Source organism: Bradyrhizobium sp. USDA 3311 (assembly GCF_054062495.1).
On sequence record NZ_JBSSFI010000001.1, the window covers coordinates 8,469,665 to 8,486,166 of the forward strand.

The following is a 16,502-nucleotide window of genomic DNA, read 5'->3' on the forward strand; positions in this document are numbered from 1 at the left end:
AGTGCGCTAGGATGAGCCCGCAGGCTCCTGCAGCCACCGTGACCAGGATCACATCGGGGGCTTTGAACCTGCCCTATGCTCGCAGCATCAAATCGTCATCAGGCGTAACAGCGAGGATACCACAATGACCCGTTTTGATAAGTTTTTTGCACTGAAGGCGATTACGCTCACGGCCGCGCTGTCAATGACGGCGGGCTTGGCACTGGCCGGCGACAACAACATCTCTTCCGACAAGATCCTGGATGCGTTGAAGCCGAAGCCGGTGACCCGCGGTCTGTCCGCCGGTCCGCAGGCCGATCCGGCGGTGCAGGCCAAGGAAGCGACGTTCCTGAACACCGTGCGCAACCGCTCGACCCGGTCGCTCTCGACCGGCGAACGCGAGCAGATCGCCGAGTTGGCTGCGACCAAGCCGAAGATCGATCTGGAGATCCAGTTCGACTACAACTCGGCCGACATCGCCAAGACGTCGGTGCCGTCAGTGCAGGCGCTCGGCAAGGCGCTCTCCGACCCGGCGCTGAAGGGCTCGACCTTCGTGGTCGCCGGACACACCGACGCGATCGGCGGCGAAGAGTACAACCAAGGGCTCTCCGAACGTCGGGCCGACACCATCAAGAAGTACCTGGTGCAGAACTACGGCCTCAACGGCACCGATCTCGTCACCGTCGGCTACGGCAAGACCAAGCTGAAGGATACCGCCAACGGCGCCGACCCGATCAACCGCCGCGTTCAGGTCGTCAACATGGACACCAAGACCGCGTCGAAATGATCTAGAGCATGATCCGGACCCGGAGGGCCGCGCTAGCGCAAAGTGCGCAGCGGCTTTCCGAAAAGACCATGCTCAGACAATGAACTACAGCGCGATGACGATTCATTTCAATCTCATCGCGCTGTCGTGCCGACCCACCGCCCGCCGCCCGCGCGGCAGGCGGACCCCGGCTCAGACCGGCACCGCTGCGGCGAGTGCCTCCCGCACCAAGCGCGCAAGCTCCGCCTTGCGGTAAGGCTTTTCAAGGATCGGGGCGCCCTGCTGGACGTGACCGTTCGCCGCCAGTGTTTCGAGGGCGTAACCCGACGTCAGCAGCACGCGCATCTCGGGCCTTGCCTTGCGCGCGAGCCCTGCAAGCTCCCAGCCGTTCACGCCTCCGGGCATCACGACATCGGTGAACAGCAGGTCGATGTGCGGCGCTGCGGCGAGCGTCTGGAGCGCCTCCTTGCCGTCGACCGCGGAGATCACCCTGTAGCCCAGGCTCTCCAGGCTCATCACCGCATAGGAGCGGACGAACGGATCGTCCTCGACCACCAGCACGGTTTCGGAGCCGCTCTGCACCACCTCCTTCTCGACCGCCAGCGGCGCGCTCTGCGTCTTCGCCAGCACGGCCGGAAGATAGATCCGCACGGTCGTCCCCAGGCCCGGCTCGCTGTAGATCGTGACATGGCCGTTGGATTGCTTGACGAAGCCGTAGACCATGCTGAGCCCGAGCCCACTGCCCTTGCCGACCTCCTTGGTGGTGAAGAAGGGCTCGAACGCCCGTTCCAGCACCCGCTTCGGCATGCCGGAACCGGTGTCGGTCACGGCGATCACGATATACTCGCCCGGCCCGACGTCGGGATGCGTGTTGTGATCGCCCACATCGAGCGATGCGTTCGCCGTCGAGATGGTCAGGCGCCCGCCTGATACCATCGCGTCCTGAGCGTTGAGCGCGAGGTTGAGGATCGCCGATTCGAGCTGCACCGGATCGGCGAAGGCCTGCCGCAGCGCGGGATCGAAATGCGTGGAGATCTCGATATCCTCGCGAAGGGTCCGCCGCAGCAGCTTGTGCATGGACTCGACGAGCTTGCTGCATTCGGTCTCCACCGGCCGCAGCAGCTGCTTGCGGCTGAAGGCGAGCAGGCGCTGCGTCAGCTCCGCGCCGCGCTCGCCGGCGCTGCAGATGTCGTCGGCAAGCCGCCTCAAATCCCCGCGCGCCACCAACTGCTCGGCCAGATGTTCGGCGTTGCCGACGATCACCGTGAGGAGATTGTTGAAATCGTGAGCGATGCCGCCGGAGAGCTGCCCGACCGCCTCCATCTTCTGCGCCTGCATCAGCTGGGCCTCGGTACGCTTGCGGTCAGTCAGGTCATGGATCATGCCGACGAAGATGGACGAGCTGTCCTGCTTGGCCTCGCCGACCGAAAGATCAATCGGGAAGGTCGAGCCGTCCTTGCGCCGGCCCACCACCTCGCGGCCGATGCCGATGATCTTCTTCTCGCCGGTGGCGACGAAATTGCGAATATAACCATCATGCCCGGAGCGGTAGGGCTCCGGCATCAACATCCGAACGTTCTCTCCGAGGACCTCGTCGGCGTGATATTTGAAGAGGCTCTCGCAGGCCGGATTGAACTTCAGGATGATGCCGTCGGAATCGATCAGGATTACGCCATCGACGGCGGTATCGACGACCGCGCGCAGCCGTGCCGCGCTCTCGCGCAGCTCCCGCTCGACCCGCTCGCGCCCGGTGAGATCGTGAATGATGCCGACGAAGATCGACTCTTCCCCGGCCCGCTTGGTCTCACCGACCGAGAGATGCATGAGGAAGGTCGAGCCGCCCTTGCGCTGACCCACCACCTCGCGGCCGATACCGATGATCTTGCGGTCGCCGGTCGTGTGATAATTGTGCAGGTATCCGTCATGAGCGTCGCGGTAGGACGGCGGCATCAAGACCTTGACGTTCCGGCCTATCACCTCGTCCGCGGGATAGCCGAACAGGCCTTCGCAGGCCGGATTGAACATCAGGATGGTTCCGCGGGCGTCGATCAGGATCACGCCGTCGACCGCGGTATCGACGACGGCGCGCAGCCAGTCGGCGTTGGATTGATCCGGTCTGGCGATGCGCTCCGCCGTTCCCACCTGCCGCCTCTCCGATTCCGAAGATCGCGGCCAGTCCACACGCGCTGATTGATTCAGGCAAGAGAATTCTACCGGGCCTATGCACGCGAGCGGGCACTAGATCCAGCTCTGGAACAGCATCAGCCGGTTGAAGCCCTGCATCGACGTTCCGATGAAGGCTGCGGAGATCGGCAGCATGATCGCAAATCCGATCGCGGCGAGGCCGACATAGGCCCACAGCAGCCAGCGCGGCAGGCCGTTCCGGCGCAGCACATAGACCAGCGCAAGCGACGCCGCGGTCGCGGCCGGCAGATAATAGTAGATGAAACCCAGCGTGCGCGGCAGCAGCGCCCAGGCGAGCCACGGGCCGAAATAGAACGCCGCGATCAGGAACGCGTCCCAGCGGCGCGCGACGACGACGTCGCGCAGCACGATCGCGAGCGCGGCCAGCGCCGGCCACAGCACCAGCGGGTTGCCGAGGAAGACGATAGCCGACACGCTGTCCTCCGCCGTCTTGTCGAACAGGAACCACACCGGGCGGGCGAGCAGCGGCCAGGATGGCCACAAGCTCATGTAGGTGTGTCCAGCGATCGCAGTGGTGGTGTTGTCGGCAAAGATCCGGCGCTGCGCCTCGATCAGATCGGGCAGCGACAATCCATAGAGCGGAACGAAAGCGGCAAGATATGTCATCGCCGGCAGCACCGCGAAGCAGAGCGCGACATGCGGCGCCCTGAAGTCGGGCCAGAGGTCGGGCCGATACCAATCGTCCGGCCTTGCGTCGGCGAACAGCGTGCGCCAGCCCTGCATCAGGCGGATCACCGCGACGATGACGATGCAGATGCCGAGCGGAAACAGGCCGCTCCATTTGCAGGCCGCAGCACAGCCGAACAGGCTGCCCGCGAGCGCGAACAGCGCATGCGGCCGTTCCCTGCGAAAGCCATGCATGAAGGCGGCGGTCGCGAGCAGTCCGAAGCCGAGCGCGAAGATGTCGAGCATCGCGATGCGCGCCTGCACGTAGAGCATCTGGTTGAAGGCCGCGATCAGCGCCGCGGCGACCGCGGGCCCTTGCGCGGCAAACAGCGCGAGGCCGCACAGATAGATCGCGACGATCGCAAGCGCGCCGAACAAGGTCGCCGGATAGCGCCAGCCGAGCGCGTTATCGCCGAACGTCGCAATCGACGCGGCGATCAGCTCCTTGGCCAGCGGCGGATGCATCGGATTGAGCATCGGCTGCGACATCACTGGCGCAAGCATCTGCCGCGCCGCCGGGACGTAATGCACCTCGTCGAAAACGAACTTCTCCGGCGCGGTAAGACCGATCAGCAGCGCCAGATGCGCCATCAGGAAAATTGCGACAGCAATCACTGCGCTCCGCGACATCTTCGGAACCGCAGGCAATTCAAGCGGCTTTTGTGGGGATGTTTTGCGTGGCAAATCTGCTTCACCGCGGAGAAAACTATGGATGACGCTTTTCATTGAACGCATTCTGCCGCAACTGTCACTAAGCATAGCGCATGTCCCGCGCCGCTTGTGATAATTTCGCCACATCGCAAGCGCGCGCGATCCGGTACGATCAGGGACACATCGATCGGTTGCGAAATGAATTTGCGTTTCTGGCTTTTCCTCTCTCTGTTGTCGGCCGTAGTGTGCGCGGCGCCTTGCGCGCAGGCGCAGACGCGCGTCGGCGAAGCCGTCGTGATCCAGAACGAGGTGGTGCGCGTCGCCGCGACCACGACGCCGATCAGCGTCGGAGACAGCATGCTGCGCGACGAGACCGTGCGCACCGGCGCCGACAGCGCGGCGCGCTTCGTCATGGCCGACAGCACCAATCTGTCGCTCGGTCCCAGCGCCACGCTGAAGCTCGACCGCACCGTCTTCAACGACGAGCACAGCTATCGCGACGTCGCGATCCGCATGACGACAGGCGCATTCCGCTTCGTCACCGGACATTCCGAGAAGACCGCCTACAAGATCACGACGCCGCTCGCGACCATCGGCGTGCGCGGCACCACGCTCGACATCCTGTCCCAGCGCGGCCGCTCCGTCGTCGTGCTTCAGGACGGCGCGGCCAGCGTCTGCACGACGAGCTTCCAGTGCGTGCAGCTCACCCAGCCCGGCGATACCGCGATCATCACCTCGACGGGCGGCAAGGTCAGCATCACCAAGACCAACACGCCGCCCTGGACCTTTGCCGCGACCTGCGCCGCGAATGCCGGGCTATGCTCGGTCAACCAATATGCCAACGCCTCGCCGACCATCACGCCCGCCGTCCATGACGACGGCATGCTGTGCGGACGGTGACGATGGCGAAACTCCACCTGAGGCGCTTCATTCTCGCCGGCGTGCTGACCGCAATGGCTGCGTTTGCGCTCGTCGCGTTCGATGCCCGTCCAGCGGCTGCGCAGGCGGCCTGCGAGTCCGAGTGCGGCGAACCGACGCCCACCCCGTCACCGACATATTCGCCCTCGCCGGCGCCGTCCCCGAGCCCGTATCCGTCACCGAGCCCGTATCCGTCGCCGAGTCCGTATCCCGCGCCGAGCCCGACGCCGACCGGCGCTGACTCCAGCGGCAACTCGATCGGCGGTCTCGCCAACCAGCGCTTCAACCAGATGATCACCAACCGGGTGCTCGGCACGGTGCTGCTCGGCGTCAACGAGCAGGTCAATTGCAGCGACTGCATCAGCGCGTTCGGCTCGGCCGGCTCGTTCTCGGCCGGCATCCACGGCCGCAAGGAGCTGACCAACAATCTGTCGCTGCTCGCCGGCATCGCCTACACGCAATACAGCGAGGGTGGCTACAACATCACCAGCGCACCGATCGGCGCCTTCGCGCTGCGCTATGATTTCACCGATTGGGGCTCGTCGCGCCCGTTCTTCGACATCGGCACGATCCTGACGCCGTGGGAGAAGGCGCGCTACACCCGCAGCTACAACACCAGCCTCGGCCCGGTGAGCGTCACGAGCTCCACCAACGCCTCCAACTACGCCGTCTACGGCCGCGCCGGCTGGATGAGCCGCATCTCGCCGCGCGACGAGGTCGCCGCCTCAATCGAGGTCTGGCAGCTCTGGCAGCGCGTGTCCGGTTATTCGGACAGCGCCGTGGCGTTCAATCCGTTCGACGCCACGATCGCGACCGGCACCGACCGCACCAGCCTGGTCAAGATCGGCGGCCAGTGGACGCATCTCTTCGGCAGCAACATCGAGGCCAACATCAACGGCGGCTGGGTGCAGTCGTTCGCCAGCCATAGCGGCATCGTCGCCACCGTGACCGGCGACGGCATGGTGGTGCCGACCATGGGCAACCAGGGCTGGTTCGAATATGGCGGCCGCCTCGGCTTCCGCGTGCAGAAGGGCTGGATCGTGGACTTGTTTGCGAACGGCACGCTGGGTCCGCAGCCGGTGGGGAACACCATCCACGGCGGCGTGGGGCTAAGGATTAATTATTAGCGGCGGCTTGGTACGCGCAGCCCCGGTCTCGTAGGGTGGGCAAAGCGCAAGCGTGCCCACCACTCCTCTCTCAACTGGGGACAGATGGTGGGCACGGCGCAATAGCGCCTTTGCCCACCCTACGGCACCTGTGCCGCCGTCACGCCGCCGACTTGCCCTCGAACGCCTGACGCAACACGGCGACGTCGAGCTTCACCATCTTCATCATGGCCTGCATCGCGCGCGCGGCCGCGGCCTTGTCGGGGCTCGTAAGGAATTCGAACATCACCTTCGGCACGACCTGCCAGGCCACGCCCCAGCGATCCCTGAGCCAGCCGCACTGCTCTTCCTTGCCGCCATGGGCGATGAAGGCGTTCCAGACGCTGTCGACCTGGGCCTGGTCGTCGCAATGGATCATCAGCGAGATCGCGTGGGTGTACTCCATCTTCATGCCGCCGTTGAGCGCGACCAGGGGCTGCCCGGCCACCGTGAACTCGACGACGAGCACGGAGCCTGTCTTGCCGGATGGGCCGTCCGAAACGTTGCGCTGGACGTGCGTGATCTCCGAATTCGGAACGAGCGAGACGTAGAACTTCGCGGCTTCCTCGGCATCGCCGTTGAACCACATGCAGGGCACGAGCTTGGACATGGAGAACGCTCCTCTTCAGGTTTTCAATGCTCTCGGATTTTCGATCAGGCGTTCGCCATCTCGGACTGCGCGGCGAATGCCGCGAGGTCCATCCAATTCACACCCCACATATGGCCATCCGGATCCTCGAAGCTGCGGCCGTACATGAAGCTGTACTCATCCTTCGGGCTGGGATCGGCCACCCCGCCCGCGACCTCGGCCTTGCCGACGATGGCGTCGACTTCGTCGCGGCTGTCGGCCGACAGGCAGAGCAGCACCTGGTTCGAGGTCTTCGCATCCGCAATCGGCTTGGGTGTGAACTGGCGGAATTTGTCGTGGGTCAGGAGCATGGCGAAAATGGTCTCGGAGAAGACCATGCAGCTCGCCGTATCGTCGCAGAACTGCGGGTTCCTGACCGCGCCGACCGCCTCATAAAAGGCCGTGGCGCGCTTGAGGTCGGTCACCGGCAGGTTGACGAAGATCATCTTGGGCATCGGAAGCTCCTTGGGCGGGGTTCTGCCCAAGGACGGACGGGCAGACGGCCATCCGACACGGCTTCCGGATATTTTTTTCAGGCCCGCCTGCCGTAGTTCTGTCGCACAGAACCGGCAGGCCCGGGCCGGCCTTACTTCTTCTCGTTCGGGTCCCGGTGCACCGGATCGATCCACAGCACGGTCTCCGGCTTCTCGACCGGCTCGATGTCGAGATTGATCGCCACCGCCTCGCCGTCGCTGCGCACCAGCACGCATTCCAGCACCTCATCGGGGCTGGCGTTGATCTCCTGGTGCGGCACGTAGGGCGGAACGAAGATGAAATCGCCGGGGCCGGCCTCCGCGGTGAATTGCAGGCTCTCGCCCCAGCGCATCCTCGCCTTGCCCTTCACCACATAGATGACGCTTTCGAGATGGCCGTGGTGATGTGCACCGGTCTTGGCGTCGGGCTTGATGCTGACCGTGCCCGCCCACAATTTCTGCGCACCGACGCGTGCAAAATTGATGGCGGCCGCGCGGTCCATGCCGGCCGTCGACGGCACGTTGGTATCGAGCTGGTTGCCGGGAATGACGCGCACGCCGTCATGTTTCCAGCGATCGTCATGATCGTGTTCATGGTGGGAATGCGTGTGGTCATGGCCCGTCATGATCTTGCTTTCTGTTGGTTCCGTGCGCGGCAAACTAACCAAAGCCGCGGCATCAAGCCATACCAAAAAAGGAACGCTCGTAGTCGTCCCGTGTTGTCCCCGCGATAGAACTGGAAGGAGAGTTTCATGGGTAGCACGACCGACAAGATCAAAGGCAACGCCAACGAGGCGATCGGCAAGGCCAAGCAGGGCATCGGCGAGGCAACCGGTTCCGACCGCCTGAAGGGCGAAGGCGCAGTCCAGGAGGTGAAGGGCAAGGGCCAGCAGGCCATGGGCGATGCCAAGGACGCCGCGAAGGAAGCGATCGATCGCGCCGCGGCTGCAGCGAGGCGCGCGGCAGAGTGACGCGCGCAGAGCTGCAAACGAAAAGACCGGCCGCAAGGCCGGTCTTTTTGTTTTGTCCATTCGCACCGTCATTCCGGGGCGCGAAGCGAACCCGGAATCTCGAGATTCCGGGCCTGGTCCTGCGGACCATCCCGGAATGACGCTGCGCGTCACTTCACCGCGAGCAATTCCACGTCGAACATCAGCGTCGCGTTCGGCGGGATCACGCCGCCGGCGCCGCGCGCGCCATAGCCGAGCTGCGGCGGGATGATCAGCGTGCGCTTGCCACCGACCTTCATCGAGGCGACGCCTTCGTCCCAGCCGGCGATCACGCGGCCCTTGCCGATCGGAAACTCGAACGGCTCCTTGCGATCGACCGAGGAGTCGAATTTCTTGCCCTTCTGGCCGTTTTCATAAAGCCAGCCGGTATAGTGCATCACGCAGATCTGGCCGGGCTGCGGCGAGGCGCCGGTGCCGACGGCGGTGTCGATGATTTGCAAGCCTGAAGCTGTGGTCATGGTCTTTCCTGCGGTCTGGGCCGAGGCCGTGGTGGAAACGAAATCGGACACGCCGGCGATCACGGTGATCGCGAGTGCCGACATGATGGCGAGGAGCACGCGCTGGAAACGCTGCATAAGACACCTTCCGTTTGAGGCGGGAGGTGTCTAGCGCAACGAGGGTGCAGTTTCCAGCCGTAACGTTGCAGCTCTGGCCCTCGATCAATACCCGAGCGCGCAGCCGTCCTTGCGCGGATCGGAACCGCCGGTGAGCGTGCCCTTGTCCCAGTCGATCCAGATCGCCTGGGCGCCGCCAAGCGGCCCGACCACGCTGGTGGTCTTGTGGCCGAGCTTCTTCAGGCCCTCGACGATGTCGGCCGGCACGCTGTCCTCGAGCTGGTACTGGCCCTCGTAGTGCAGGCCGCGCGGCATGTCGATCGCCTCCTGCACGTCGCAGCCATAGTCGAGGATGTTGGTCAACAGATGGGTCTGGCCGGTCGGCTGGTACTGGCCGCCCATCACCGCAAACGGCATCGTGGAACGGCCGCCCTTGGTGAGCAGGCCCGGCATGATCGTGTGGAGCGGGCGCTTGCCGCCCTCGATGCAGTTCGGATGGCCCGGCTGGATGCGGAAGCCACCGGCGCGGTTCTGGAGCAGCACGCCGGTCTTGTTCGAGACGATCGCCGAGCCGAAGGAATGCGCGACCGAATTGATGAACGAGCAGACGTTGCGGTCCTTGTCCACCACCGTGATGTAGATGGTCGAGGGGTTCATCGGCGGCGCGACGTTCGGCAGGTCGAGCATGCCGTCCATGCGGATCTTGCTGATGCACTCGTCGGCAAAGCCCTTTTCGAGCATCTCTGCGACGTTGATCTTCATGTGGTCGGGCGAGGCGACATGCATCTCGCGGTTCATGTAGGCGATGCGCGCGGCTTCAGCCTCAAGATGGAAGCGCTCGACGCTGACGGGCGCATACTTGGTCAGGTCGAAGCGCGACAGGATGTTGAGCATCAGAAGCGCAGTGACGCCCGGGCCGTTCGGCGGGCACTGCCAGACGTCGTAGCCCTTATACATGGTGCCGATCGGCGTCGTCACTTCGGTGGTATGCGCGGCGAAATCGTCGAGCGTGTGCAGGCCGCCGATGCCGCGCAGGGTCTCGACCATGTCTTCCGCGATCGCGCCCTTGTAGAAGGCGTCGCGGCCGTCCTTGGCGATCGCGCGCAGCGTCTTGCCGAGCTCGGCCTGGCGGATGACGTCGCCGGCCACCGGCGGCTTGCCGCCCGGCAACAGGTAACGCACGGTGTTGGTGCCGCCCTTCAGCTTCTCGAACTGGTTCTTCCAGTCGAACGCGATGCGGGGGGCGACGACGTAGCCTTCCTCGGCCGCCTTGATCGCGGGCTGGAGCAGGCGGTCGAAGCCGAACTTGCCGTGATCGCGCAGCACGGTCGCGAAGGCGTCGATCACGCCGGGGATCGAGACCGCATGCGCCGAGGTCAGCGGCACGGACGTGATCTTGCGCTCGAGATACCAGTCGGCATTCGCCGCCTTCGGTGCCCGGCCGGAGCCGTTATAGGCGATGATCTTGCCTTCACCGCGCGGCTGGATCAGCGCGAAGCAGTCGCCGCCGATGCCGGTCGATTGCGGCTCGATCACGCCGAGCACGGCCGAGCCGGCCACAGCCGCGTCCACTGCCGTGCCGCCCTCGCGCAGCACCTCGATCGCGGCCAGCGAGGCCTGCGGATGCGAGGTCGCCACCATCGCGTTGGTGGCGTGAACCGTGGACCTGCCGGGGAAATGGAAGTTTCTCATGCGAATTCTTGCTCTCTTGGGCCGTGCACGCGCACGGCGCGCCCTCTCGGAAAAACCGGGCTTACATGACACATTCCGGCCCGCCGGGGCAATGCTGGCATGCCAGGGAAATGGCTGCCATCCGCTGGGCGTATAGACCTTTTGCAAGCTCCGGCCATGCGGGTTTTCTGGGCGCCGGCCGCCTGCTAAACGAGCCCCATGTCTGACACTAATTCGGTCACCAAGGTCGCCGCCTTCTACCAGTTCGCCGACCTGCCCGATTACCGCGAGCTGCGCGAGCCGCTGCGCGCGTTCTGCGCTGGCCTGGCGCTGAAGGGGAGCGTGCTGCTGGCGCAGGAGGGCATCAACGGCACGATCGCCGGCGCGCCTGACGCCATCGACGCCTTCGCCCATGAGCTCGCCCATGGCGTCATGTTCGGCGGCCGGCTGGACAATCTCGAGCTGAAATTCTCGACCGCCGAGGCGATGCCGTTCGGCCGGCTCAAGGTGCGGCTGAAGAAGGAGATCGTCACGCTCGGGGACGCGGCTGCCGATCCGACCCGGCAGGTCGGCACCTATGTCGATGCCGCCGCCTGGAACGCGCTGATCGCGGCGCCGGACACGCTGGTGCTGGACACCCGCAACGCCTTCGAGGTGGCGATGGGCACGTTCGAGGGCGCGGTCGATCCCGGTATCAAGAGCTTTGGCCAGTTCAAGGACTTTGCCGCGGAACGGCTCGATCCGGCAAAACACCGCAGGATCGCGATGTTCTGCACCGGAGGCATCCGCTGCGAGAAGGCGAGCGCGCACCTGCTCGCGCGCGGCTTTGCCGAGGTCTATCACCTCAAGGGCGGCATCCTGAAATATCTGGAAGAAGTGCCGGAAGCGCAGAGCCGCTGGCGCGGCGAATGCTTCGTGTTCGACGAGCGCGTCGCGCTCGGCCACGGACTGCGGGAACGGGACAAGGACGCAACACGTGACCAATGAGATCAAGACGCTGAGCGAGCGCATCGACACGCTGGAGACACGCCTCGCCTACCAGGACGACACGATCGAGACGCTGAACCAGACCATCACCGCGCAGTGGAAGCAGATCGACGCGCTGACGCGGCAGATCGCGCAGCTCAGTGAGCGGCTGCAGGAGGCCGAGACGAATGCGCCGGGCCCCGCCAACGAGCGCCCGCCGCATTATTGAGCGATATTGCTGCCGGACGGCCTTTACTGACCGGACGCTTTGGGCAGCAAGTTCATGACCTCGCCCGACATCATCAGCCGGTCACGGCCCATATCCTTGGCGGCGTAGAGCGCGCGGTCGGCGGCCTCCACCAGCGAAGCGGACCCTGCGGTGCGCTCGAACGACGGCCGGCAGGTCGCGCCGCCAAGCGAGACGGTCACAGATGCCGAAATCGGGCTCGAGGCGTGGACGAGGCCTGCCTGGTGAATGGCCTCGCGGATCCGCTCGCCGATCCGGGCGCAGCCGGCCGCATCGGTATTGGGGAGCAGCATGGCGAATTCCTCGCCGCCGTAGCGCGCCGCCAGATCGCCGGCGCGGTGCATCTCGGCCGCGAGGATCCTTGCGACCACGCGCAGGCAGGCGTCACCCGCGGGATGGCCATATTCGTCGTTGTAGGCCTTGAAATGATCGACGTCGATCATGAGCAGGGCGAGGCTGGAGCGGTCGCGATAGGCACGCGCCCATTCGTCGTTCAGACGGTCGTCGAAGCAGCGGCGGTTGGCAAGCCCGGTGAGGCTGTCCTCGGTCGCGAGCGTCTCGAGCCTGGTTTCCAGCGTCTTCTGCTCGGTGATGTCGCGCGAGATCGCGACCACGCCGTCGACGTTGCCGTTGTCCTTGCGTGTCACCCGCATGGTCGATTCGAGCCAGACTTCGCCCTTCTGCCGGTGCGAGTTGCGATAGGTGACGCGCACCTCGTCCTTCTCGCCGCGCTTCATGGCATCGACGAGGGCCTGGACCTGCGGCAGGTCGTCCGCGTGAACGCCCGCGAGCGCGGGCGTTCCGATCAACTGGCTGGCCCGCCATCCGACGACGCGGACCGACGAGGGAGAGACATAGCGCAGCCGCTCGTCGAGCCCGATACGGGTCACCATGTCGCTGGAGCCTTCTGCGAGCAGGCGGAAATGTGCTTCCTTCTCGACCAGGGCCGCCGCCATGCGCTGGCCCCGCTGCAACTGCCGCACCAGCACCGCGCCGATGATCGCGATCAACATGACCAGCGCGAGCACATACAGCATGCGGGAAATCGCGGCGGCGCGCCAGGGCGCCAGCAGTTGGTCCTTGTCAACGGTGGCGAGCAGGAAGAACGGATAGCGGCCAGAGCGCTTGAAGAAGCTGACGCGTTCGGCGCCGTCCAGCGGCGACTTGAAGTGATAGGCGCCGCTCGGCCGTTGCAGGCTCGGGTTGCGGAACAGCGGCTTGTCGGCGACGCTGCGTCCGACGAATTTCTCGTTGCTCGGGTAGCGCGCGACGATCAGGCCGTCGCCATGCGTCAGCGCCACGGAGCTGTTGCGGCCGATCTCGAACTGCTCGTAGAAATGCGACAGATATCCGGAGCTGATGGTCGCGAGCACCACGCCGCCAAAGCTGCCGTCCGGCTTGTTGAAGCGGCGCGACAGGGTGAGGACCCATTCGCCATCGAGCAGGCTCTTCACGGGACGGCCGAGATGGGCCTCTCGTTTCGGGGAGAGCTGGTGATGGCGGAAGAACGCGTCGTCGCTGAGCGTCGAGCCGATCGTGCCGGGCGAGGTCAGCCAGTTGCCATGGTCGTCGATGATGGCGAAGCTGTGCACGCGCTCCGTCGCCTTCTTGCGCACCTCCATGAGGTTTCTGAGCTTGGCGATCGTGGCAGGGTCGGTGCCGTCCATCTCCAGCCGGCTGACGACGCCGACGACGCCGGAATCGAGCAGATCGAGGCTGTCCTCGGCATGCTGCGTCAGCGAGCGCGCAACGTTCGCCATCTCGGTCTCGGCGCCCTTGAGCACCGCGTCGCGAGCTGCCCATTCACGCCAGGCGCTGACGCCGAGGATGGTCGCGCAGGTCAGCACGACAAACGCCGCCGCGCGTAGCGGCAGGCGGCTCCATCCGGCTCGTTGGGTAGCAGCGCTCATGCGGCAGAATTCTCCGATCGTTCGGAAACTCTGCCGCTTCTGTTATTGAACTCTGAAATGACTGCCGAAATACACCGTGATACCTGCGCTTTCCCGTAGTCCTACGGACGCAAGGATCAGCGCATCGCTAACAGGGTATTAGCGAACCTATCGGAATCCGGCGCCCCTCCCGCTAGCTGAAGATGGCCTTAACCTTGTCCCAGAGCGAGGGATTGTCCGCATCCGCATCGGCCTTCGAGGGTGTCGGCTGGGCGACACTCACGGGATCGGACGCCGGGAAGCTGTCCTTGAGCCCGGTATCGAGCTTGGCATGGCGATCGGCGACGAGTGCCTCATGCAGATCGTCGGCGTGCTTGTCGTGCGGCGCGGGATTGAATGACTCAACCATGATCTCCTCCATTGGTTGGTCAACGCGGCCCAATTGCGCTTGTTCCCCTGTTCCGCTGAAGGCCGCGGCGGTGTATCAGGAGCCGTAACCTTGCTCAGGATCCTTCGTGCCCCAGTCAGCGACAAAGCCCTTCATCGACGTGCTCTCCGGCCAGCGCCAAGCCATCCCGCCGATGTGGATGATGCGCCAGGCCGGCCGCTATTTGCCGGAATATCGCGAGGTGCGGGCGAAGGCCGGCGGCTTCCTCGATCTCTGCTTCAACCCGGAACTTGCCGCCGAGGTCACGCTGCAACCGATCCGGAGATTCGGCTTCGACGCGGCGATCATCTTCTCGGACATCCTGGTGATCCCCTACGCGCTCGGCCGGTCCGTGCGCTTCGAGGTCGGCGAAGGTCCGCGGCTCGAGCCGCTGGATGATCCTGCGAAGGTCGCCACGCTCGCCCCGCGCGCCGACTTCGGCAAGCTCGCGCCGGTGTTCGATGCGCTGAAGATCGTGCGCGGCGCACTCGATCCCAAGACCGCGCTGATCGGCTTCTGTGGCGCGCCGTGGACGGTGGCGACCTACATGGTCGCGGGCCACGGCACGCCCGACCAGGCCCCGGCGCGGATGATGGCGTACCGGCATCCGGACGCGTTCGCGAAAATCATCGACGTGCTGGTCGACAACTCGATCGAGTATCTGCTGGCGCAGCTCGCAGCCGGTGCCAATGCCTTGCAGATCTTCGACACCTGGGCCGGCGTGCTGCCGCCCGCCGAGTTCGCGCGCTGGTCGGTCGAGCCGACGCGGCGCATCGTCGAGGGCGTGCGCGCAAAAGTGCCGGACGCGAAGATCATCGGCTTTCCCCGCGGCGCCGGCGCGCAATTGCCTGGTTATGTCGAGGCGACCGGCGTCAACGGCGTCAGCATCGACTGGACCGCGGAGCCGGCCTTCATCCGCGAGCGCGTGCAATCACGCGTCGCCGTGCAGGGCAATCTCGATCCGCTGGTGCTGATCACGGGTGGGGCCGCGCTCGACCGCGCGATCGACAACGTGCTGGCGAACTTTGCGCAAGGGCGCTTCATCTTCAATCTCGGTCACGGCATCCAGCCGGAAACGCCGATCGCCCATGTAGAGCAGATGCTGAAGCGCGTGCGGGGGTGACAAGTCCCGCCCCCGAAGGGGCGGAAACAAAAAACGCGAAAACAACCCCATGCACAGTAGATGCACAGTACAAATCATTGGAGAATTTCGGTCGGCATGGTTCTGAGCCCTGCCGCGGTCACGTTTGACTCGTCGGGCAAGACAGGCGCAGAATTACATGATCGCACCGACGATCGTTTAGCAGCAGGCTAGCGCGGCCGACTGCGCTCGATGATCTCGGCAGCGCCCTTCCCCAGCAGTTCAAGTCCCACCGCACGGCCAAGCTCACGCGGCCGGTTAGCGGGGCCTGTGCGCGAGGCTTCGATGATGGTGTTGCCGGAGAGGTCGAGCACGGATGCGGTGAGCGACATCTGACCGCCTGCGATGGTCGAGAAGCCCGCCACCGGCGAATTGCAGTGGCCGTTCAGCACCCACAGCACTTCGCGCTCGGCATCGGCAGAGGCGTGTGCAGAGGGATCGTCGATCGATGACAGGATTTTTCGCGTTTGCCAGTCCTGCGCGGCGCATTCGACGGCGACGATGCCCTGCCCCGCCGCCGGCAACATCTCCGCCGGCGTAAACTCGCAGGCAATGCGGCTCGCCAGACCAACGCGATCAAGGCCCGAGCGCGCCATGATTAGCGCATCCGCCGGCCCCACCGCGCCGCCATCCGGCAGGCGCTGCTTCTCGCCATTGTCGAGCTTTCGCACGCGCGTGTCAGCAGCCCCACGGAAGTGGATCACTTCTACATCGGGGAACAACCGCCGCGCATAGGCGGCCCGGCGGACGGCATTGGTGCCAATCTTGAAACCCTTGCCGCGCGACTGGCGCAGCGCCTCCAGCGTCACGCCGTCGCGCAGCACCAGCGCATCGCTTGGCGGATCGCGTGACAGCGTGGCGCCGATGACGAGGCCGGGCGTGTCCTCGTTGCCCGGCATGTCCTTCAGCGAATGCATCGCCGCCTGGAGCTCACCCGACAGAACGGCGGCGCGGATCTGCGCCACGAAGGCGCCGCCCTTGCCGCCATGCGGCAACAGTTTGCTGGTCTGGTCGAGATCGCCCGTGGTGTCGAACTTGACGATCTCGACGTCGAGACCGGGCACGGCGGCGGTCAGGCGGCGCGCGATCTCTTCCGTCTGTGCCAGCGCCATCGCGCTCTTGCGTGTGCCGATCTTCAGTCGCGTAGCCAAACTGTCTGCTCCTTC

At 65.1% G+C, this 16,502-nt stretch carries 17 protein-coding genes; 7 read left to right on the forward strand and 10 right to left on the reverse strand.

The features are described 5' to 3' along the window. The first annotated feature begins 124 nt into the window (after positions 1-124). A complete protein-coding gene (locus ACVWW6_RS40290) occupies positions 125-766 on the forward strand; it encodes an OmpA family protein (RefSeq protein WP_011085204.1) in 642 nt (213 codons plus the stop codon). Between the two features lie 171 nt (positions 767-937). Here the strand turns inward: ACVWW6_RS40290 and ACVWW6_RS40295 are convergent, their stop codons facing one another. Together ACVWW6_RS40295 and ACVWW6_RS40300 are read right to left on the reverse strand one after the other, a co-directional pair. Next, complete coding sequence (locus ACVWW6_RS40295; RefSeq protein WP_456682718.1) at positions 938-2,887, reverse strand: PAS domain S-box protein; 1,950 nt, start codon at positions 2,885-2,887, stop codon at positions 938-940. 96 nt (positions 2,888-2,983) lie between these two features. Then, positions 2,984-4,414: a phospholipid carrier-dependent glycosyltransferase gene (locus ACVWW6_RS40300; protein ID WP_456682719.1), complete on the reverse strand. Its 1,431-nt coding sequence runs from the start codon at positions 4,412-4,414 to the stop codon at positions 2,984-2,986. Positions 4,415-4,465: 51 nt separating this feature from the next. Here ACVWW6_RS40300 and ACVWW6_RS40305 point away from each other — a divergent pair, with 51 nt between their 5' ends. Both ACVWW6_RS40305 and ACVWW6_RS40310 read left to right on the forward strand, forming a co-directional pair. Further along, positions 4,466-5,167, forward strand: a complete 702-nt coding sequence (locus ACVWW6_RS40305; RefSeq protein ID WP_456682720.1) for a FecR family protein — start codon at positions 4,466-4,468, stop codon at positions 5,165-5,167. Positions 5,168-5,169: 2 nt separating this feature from the next. Next, positions 5,170-6,312 (forward strand): hypothetical protein, encoded by a 1,143-nt coding sequence (locus tag ACVWW6_RS40310; protein ID WP_038967379.1) that lies wholly within the window; start codon positions 5,170-5,172, stop codon positions 6,310-6,312. A gap of 139 nt (positions 6,313-6,451) precedes the next feature. Here ACVWW6_RS40310 and ACVWW6_RS40315 read toward each other — a convergent pair whose 3' ends face one another. The 3 genes from ACVWW6_RS40315 to ACVWW6_RS40325 form a co-directional block, all read right to left on the reverse strand. Beyond that, positions 6,452-6,940 (reverse strand): VOC family protein, encoded by a 489-nt coding sequence (locus ACVWW6_RS40315; protein ID WP_011085196.1) that lies wholly within the window; start codon positions 6,938-6,940, stop codon positions 6,452-6,454. Positions 6,941-6,984: 44 nt separating this feature from the next. Beyond that, complete coding sequence (locus ACVWW6_RS40320; protein WP_028175078.1) at positions 6,985-7,413, reverse strand: VOC family protein; 429 nt, start codon at positions 7,411-7,413, stop codon at positions 6,985-6,987. A 131-nt stretch (positions 7,414-7,544) separates the two neighbouring features. Then, the gene (locus ACVWW6_RS40325) at positions 7,545-8,057 is read right to left on the reverse strand and encodes a cupin domain-containing protein (protein ID WP_456682721.1); all 513 of its coding nucleotides are present in this window, start codon (positions 8,055-8,057) and stop codon (positions 7,545-7,547) included. A 126-nt stretch (positions 8,058-8,183) separates the two neighbouring features. Here ACVWW6_RS40325 and ACVWW6_RS40330 point away from each other — a divergent pair, with 126 nt between their 5' ends. Next, entirely contained in the window at positions 8,184-8,402 is a 219-nt protein-coding gene (locus ACVWW6_RS40330) for a CsbD family protein (RefSeq protein WP_060910803.1), read from the forward strand. A gap of 149 nt (positions 8,403-8,551) precedes the next feature. Here ACVWW6_RS40330 and ACVWW6_RS40335 read toward each other — a convergent pair whose 3' ends face one another. Both ACVWW6_RS40335 and ggt read right to left on the reverse strand, forming a co-directional pair. Next, on the reverse strand, positions 8,552-9,016 hold the full coding sequence (locus ACVWW6_RS40335; RefSeq protein WP_011085192.1) for an FKBP-type peptidyl-prolyl cis-trans isomerase: 465 nt from the start codon (positions 9,014-9,016) through the stop codon (positions 8,552-8,554). 84 nt (positions 9,017-9,100) lie between these two features. After that, on the reverse strand, positions 9,101-10,687 hold the full coding sequence (gene ggt / locus ACVWW6_RS40340; protein ID WP_456682722.1) for a gamma-glutamyltransferase: 1,587 nt from the start codon (positions 10,685-10,687) through the stop codon (positions 9,101-9,103). A gap of 198 nt (positions 10,688-10,885) precedes the next feature. On the opposite strand from ggt, the gene trhO reads away from it, so the two are divergent. Both trhO and ACVWW6_RS40350 read left to right on the forward strand, forming a co-directional pair. After that, a complete protein-coding gene (gene trhO / locus ACVWW6_RS40345; protein WP_456682723.1) occupies positions 10,886-11,653 on the forward strand; it encodes an oxygen-dependent tRNA uridine(34) hydroxylase TrhO in 768 nt (255 codons plus the stop codon). Then, a complete protein-coding gene (locus ACVWW6_RS40350) occupies positions 11,643-11,861 on the forward strand; it encodes a SlyX family protein (RefSeq protein WP_011085189.1) in 219 nt (72 codons plus the stop codon). The genes trhO and ACVWW6_RS40350 overlap by 11 nt, the downstream gene beginning before the upstream one ends. A 23-nt stretch (positions 11,862-11,884) precedes the next feature. Here ACVWW6_RS40350 and ACVWW6_RS40355 read toward each other — a convergent pair whose 3' ends face one another. Together ACVWW6_RS40355 and ACVWW6_RS40360 are read right to left on the reverse strand one after the other, a co-directional pair. Beyond that, on the reverse strand, positions 11,885-13,789 hold the full coding sequence (locus ACVWW6_RS40355) for a sensor domain-containing diguanylate cyclase (RefSeq protein WP_456682724.1): 1,905 nt from the start codon (positions 13,787-13,789) through the stop codon (positions 11,885-11,887). A 172-nt stretch (positions 13,790-13,961) separates the two neighbouring features. Further along, positions 13,962-14,177: a hypothetical protein gene (locus tag ACVWW6_RS40360; protein ID WP_060912948.1), complete on the reverse strand. Its 216-nt coding sequence runs from the start codon at positions 14,175-14,177 to the stop codon at positions 13,962-13,964. Positions 14,178-14,283: 106 nt separating this feature from the next. Between ACVWW6_RS40360 and hemE the strand changes: the two genes are divergently transcribed. Continuing rightward, positions 14,284-15,318 carry a uroporphyrinogen decarboxylase gene (gene hemE, locus ACVWW6_RS40365; RefSeq protein WP_161536136.1) on the forward strand — a complete coding sequence of 345 codons (1,035 nt, stop codon included), beginning with the start codon at positions 14,284-14,286 and terminating at the stop codon, positions 15,316-15,318. Between the two features lie 188 nt (positions 15,319-15,506). Here the strand turns inward: hemE and hemC are convergent, their stop codons facing one another. After that, on the reverse strand, positions 15,507-16,487 hold the full coding sequence (hemC, locus tag ACVWW6_RS40370) for a hydroxymethylbilane synthase (protein ID WP_456682725.1): 981 nt from the start codon (positions 16,485-16,487) through the stop codon (positions 15,507-15,509). Positions 16,488-16,502 lie beyond the last annotated feature (15 nt).

Excerpts from the sequence above, each read along its gene's own strand:
- ACVWW6_RS40290 (WP_011085204.1), top strand. The coding sequence starts at position 125 with ATGACCCGTTTTGATAAGTTTTTTGCACTGAAGGCGATTACGCTCACG.
- ACVWW6_RS40300 (WP_456682719.1), bottom strand. The coding sequence starts at position 4,414 with ATGTGGCGAAATTATCACAAGCGGCGCGGGACATGCGCTATGCTTAGT.
- ACVWW6_RS40305 (WP_456682720.1), top strand. The coding sequence starts at position 4,466 with ATGAATTTGCGTTTCTGGCTTTTCCTCTCTCTGTTGTCGGCCGTAGTG.
- ACVWW6_RS40310 (WP_038967379.1), top strand. The coding sequence starts at position 5,170 with ATGGCGAAACTCCACCTGAGGCGCTTCATTCTCGCCGGCGTGCTGACC.
- ACVWW6_RS40315 (WP_011085196.1), bottom strand. The coding sequence starts at position 6,940 with ATGTCCAAGCTCGTGCCCTGCATGTGGTTCAACGGCGATGCCGAGGAA.
- ACVWW6_RS40320 (WP_028175078.1), bottom strand. The coding sequence starts at position 7,413 with ATGCCCAAGATGATCTTCGTCAACCTGCCGGTGACCGACCTCAAGCGC.
- ACVWW6_RS40325 (WP_456682721.1), bottom strand. The coding sequence starts at position 8,057 with ATGACGGGCCATGACCACACGCATTCCCACCATGAACACGATCATGAC.
- ACVWW6_RS40330 (WP_060910803.1), top strand. The coding sequence starts at position 8,184 with ATGGGTAGCACGACCGACAAGATCAAAGGCAACGCCAACGAGGCGATC.
- ACVWW6_RS40335 (WP_011085192.1), bottom strand. The coding sequence starts at position 9,016 with ATGCAGCGTTTCCAGCGCGTGCTCCTCGCCATCATGTCGGCACTCGCG.
- ggt (WP_456682722.1), bottom strand. The coding sequence starts at position 10,687 with ATGAGAAACTTCCATTTCCCCGGCAGGTCCACGGTTCACGCCACCAAC.
- trhO (WP_456682723.1), top strand. The coding sequence starts at position 10,886 with ATGTCTGACACTAATTCGGTCACCAAGGTCGCCGCCTTCTACCAGTTC.
- ACVWW6_RS40355 (WP_456682724.1), bottom strand. The coding sequence starts at position 13,789 with ATGAGCGCTGCTACCCAACGAGCCGGATGGAGCCGCCTGCCGCTACGC.
- ACVWW6_RS40360 (WP_060912948.1), bottom strand. The coding sequence starts at position 14,177 with ATGGTTGAGTCATTCAATCCCGCGCCGCACGACAAGCACGCCGACGAT.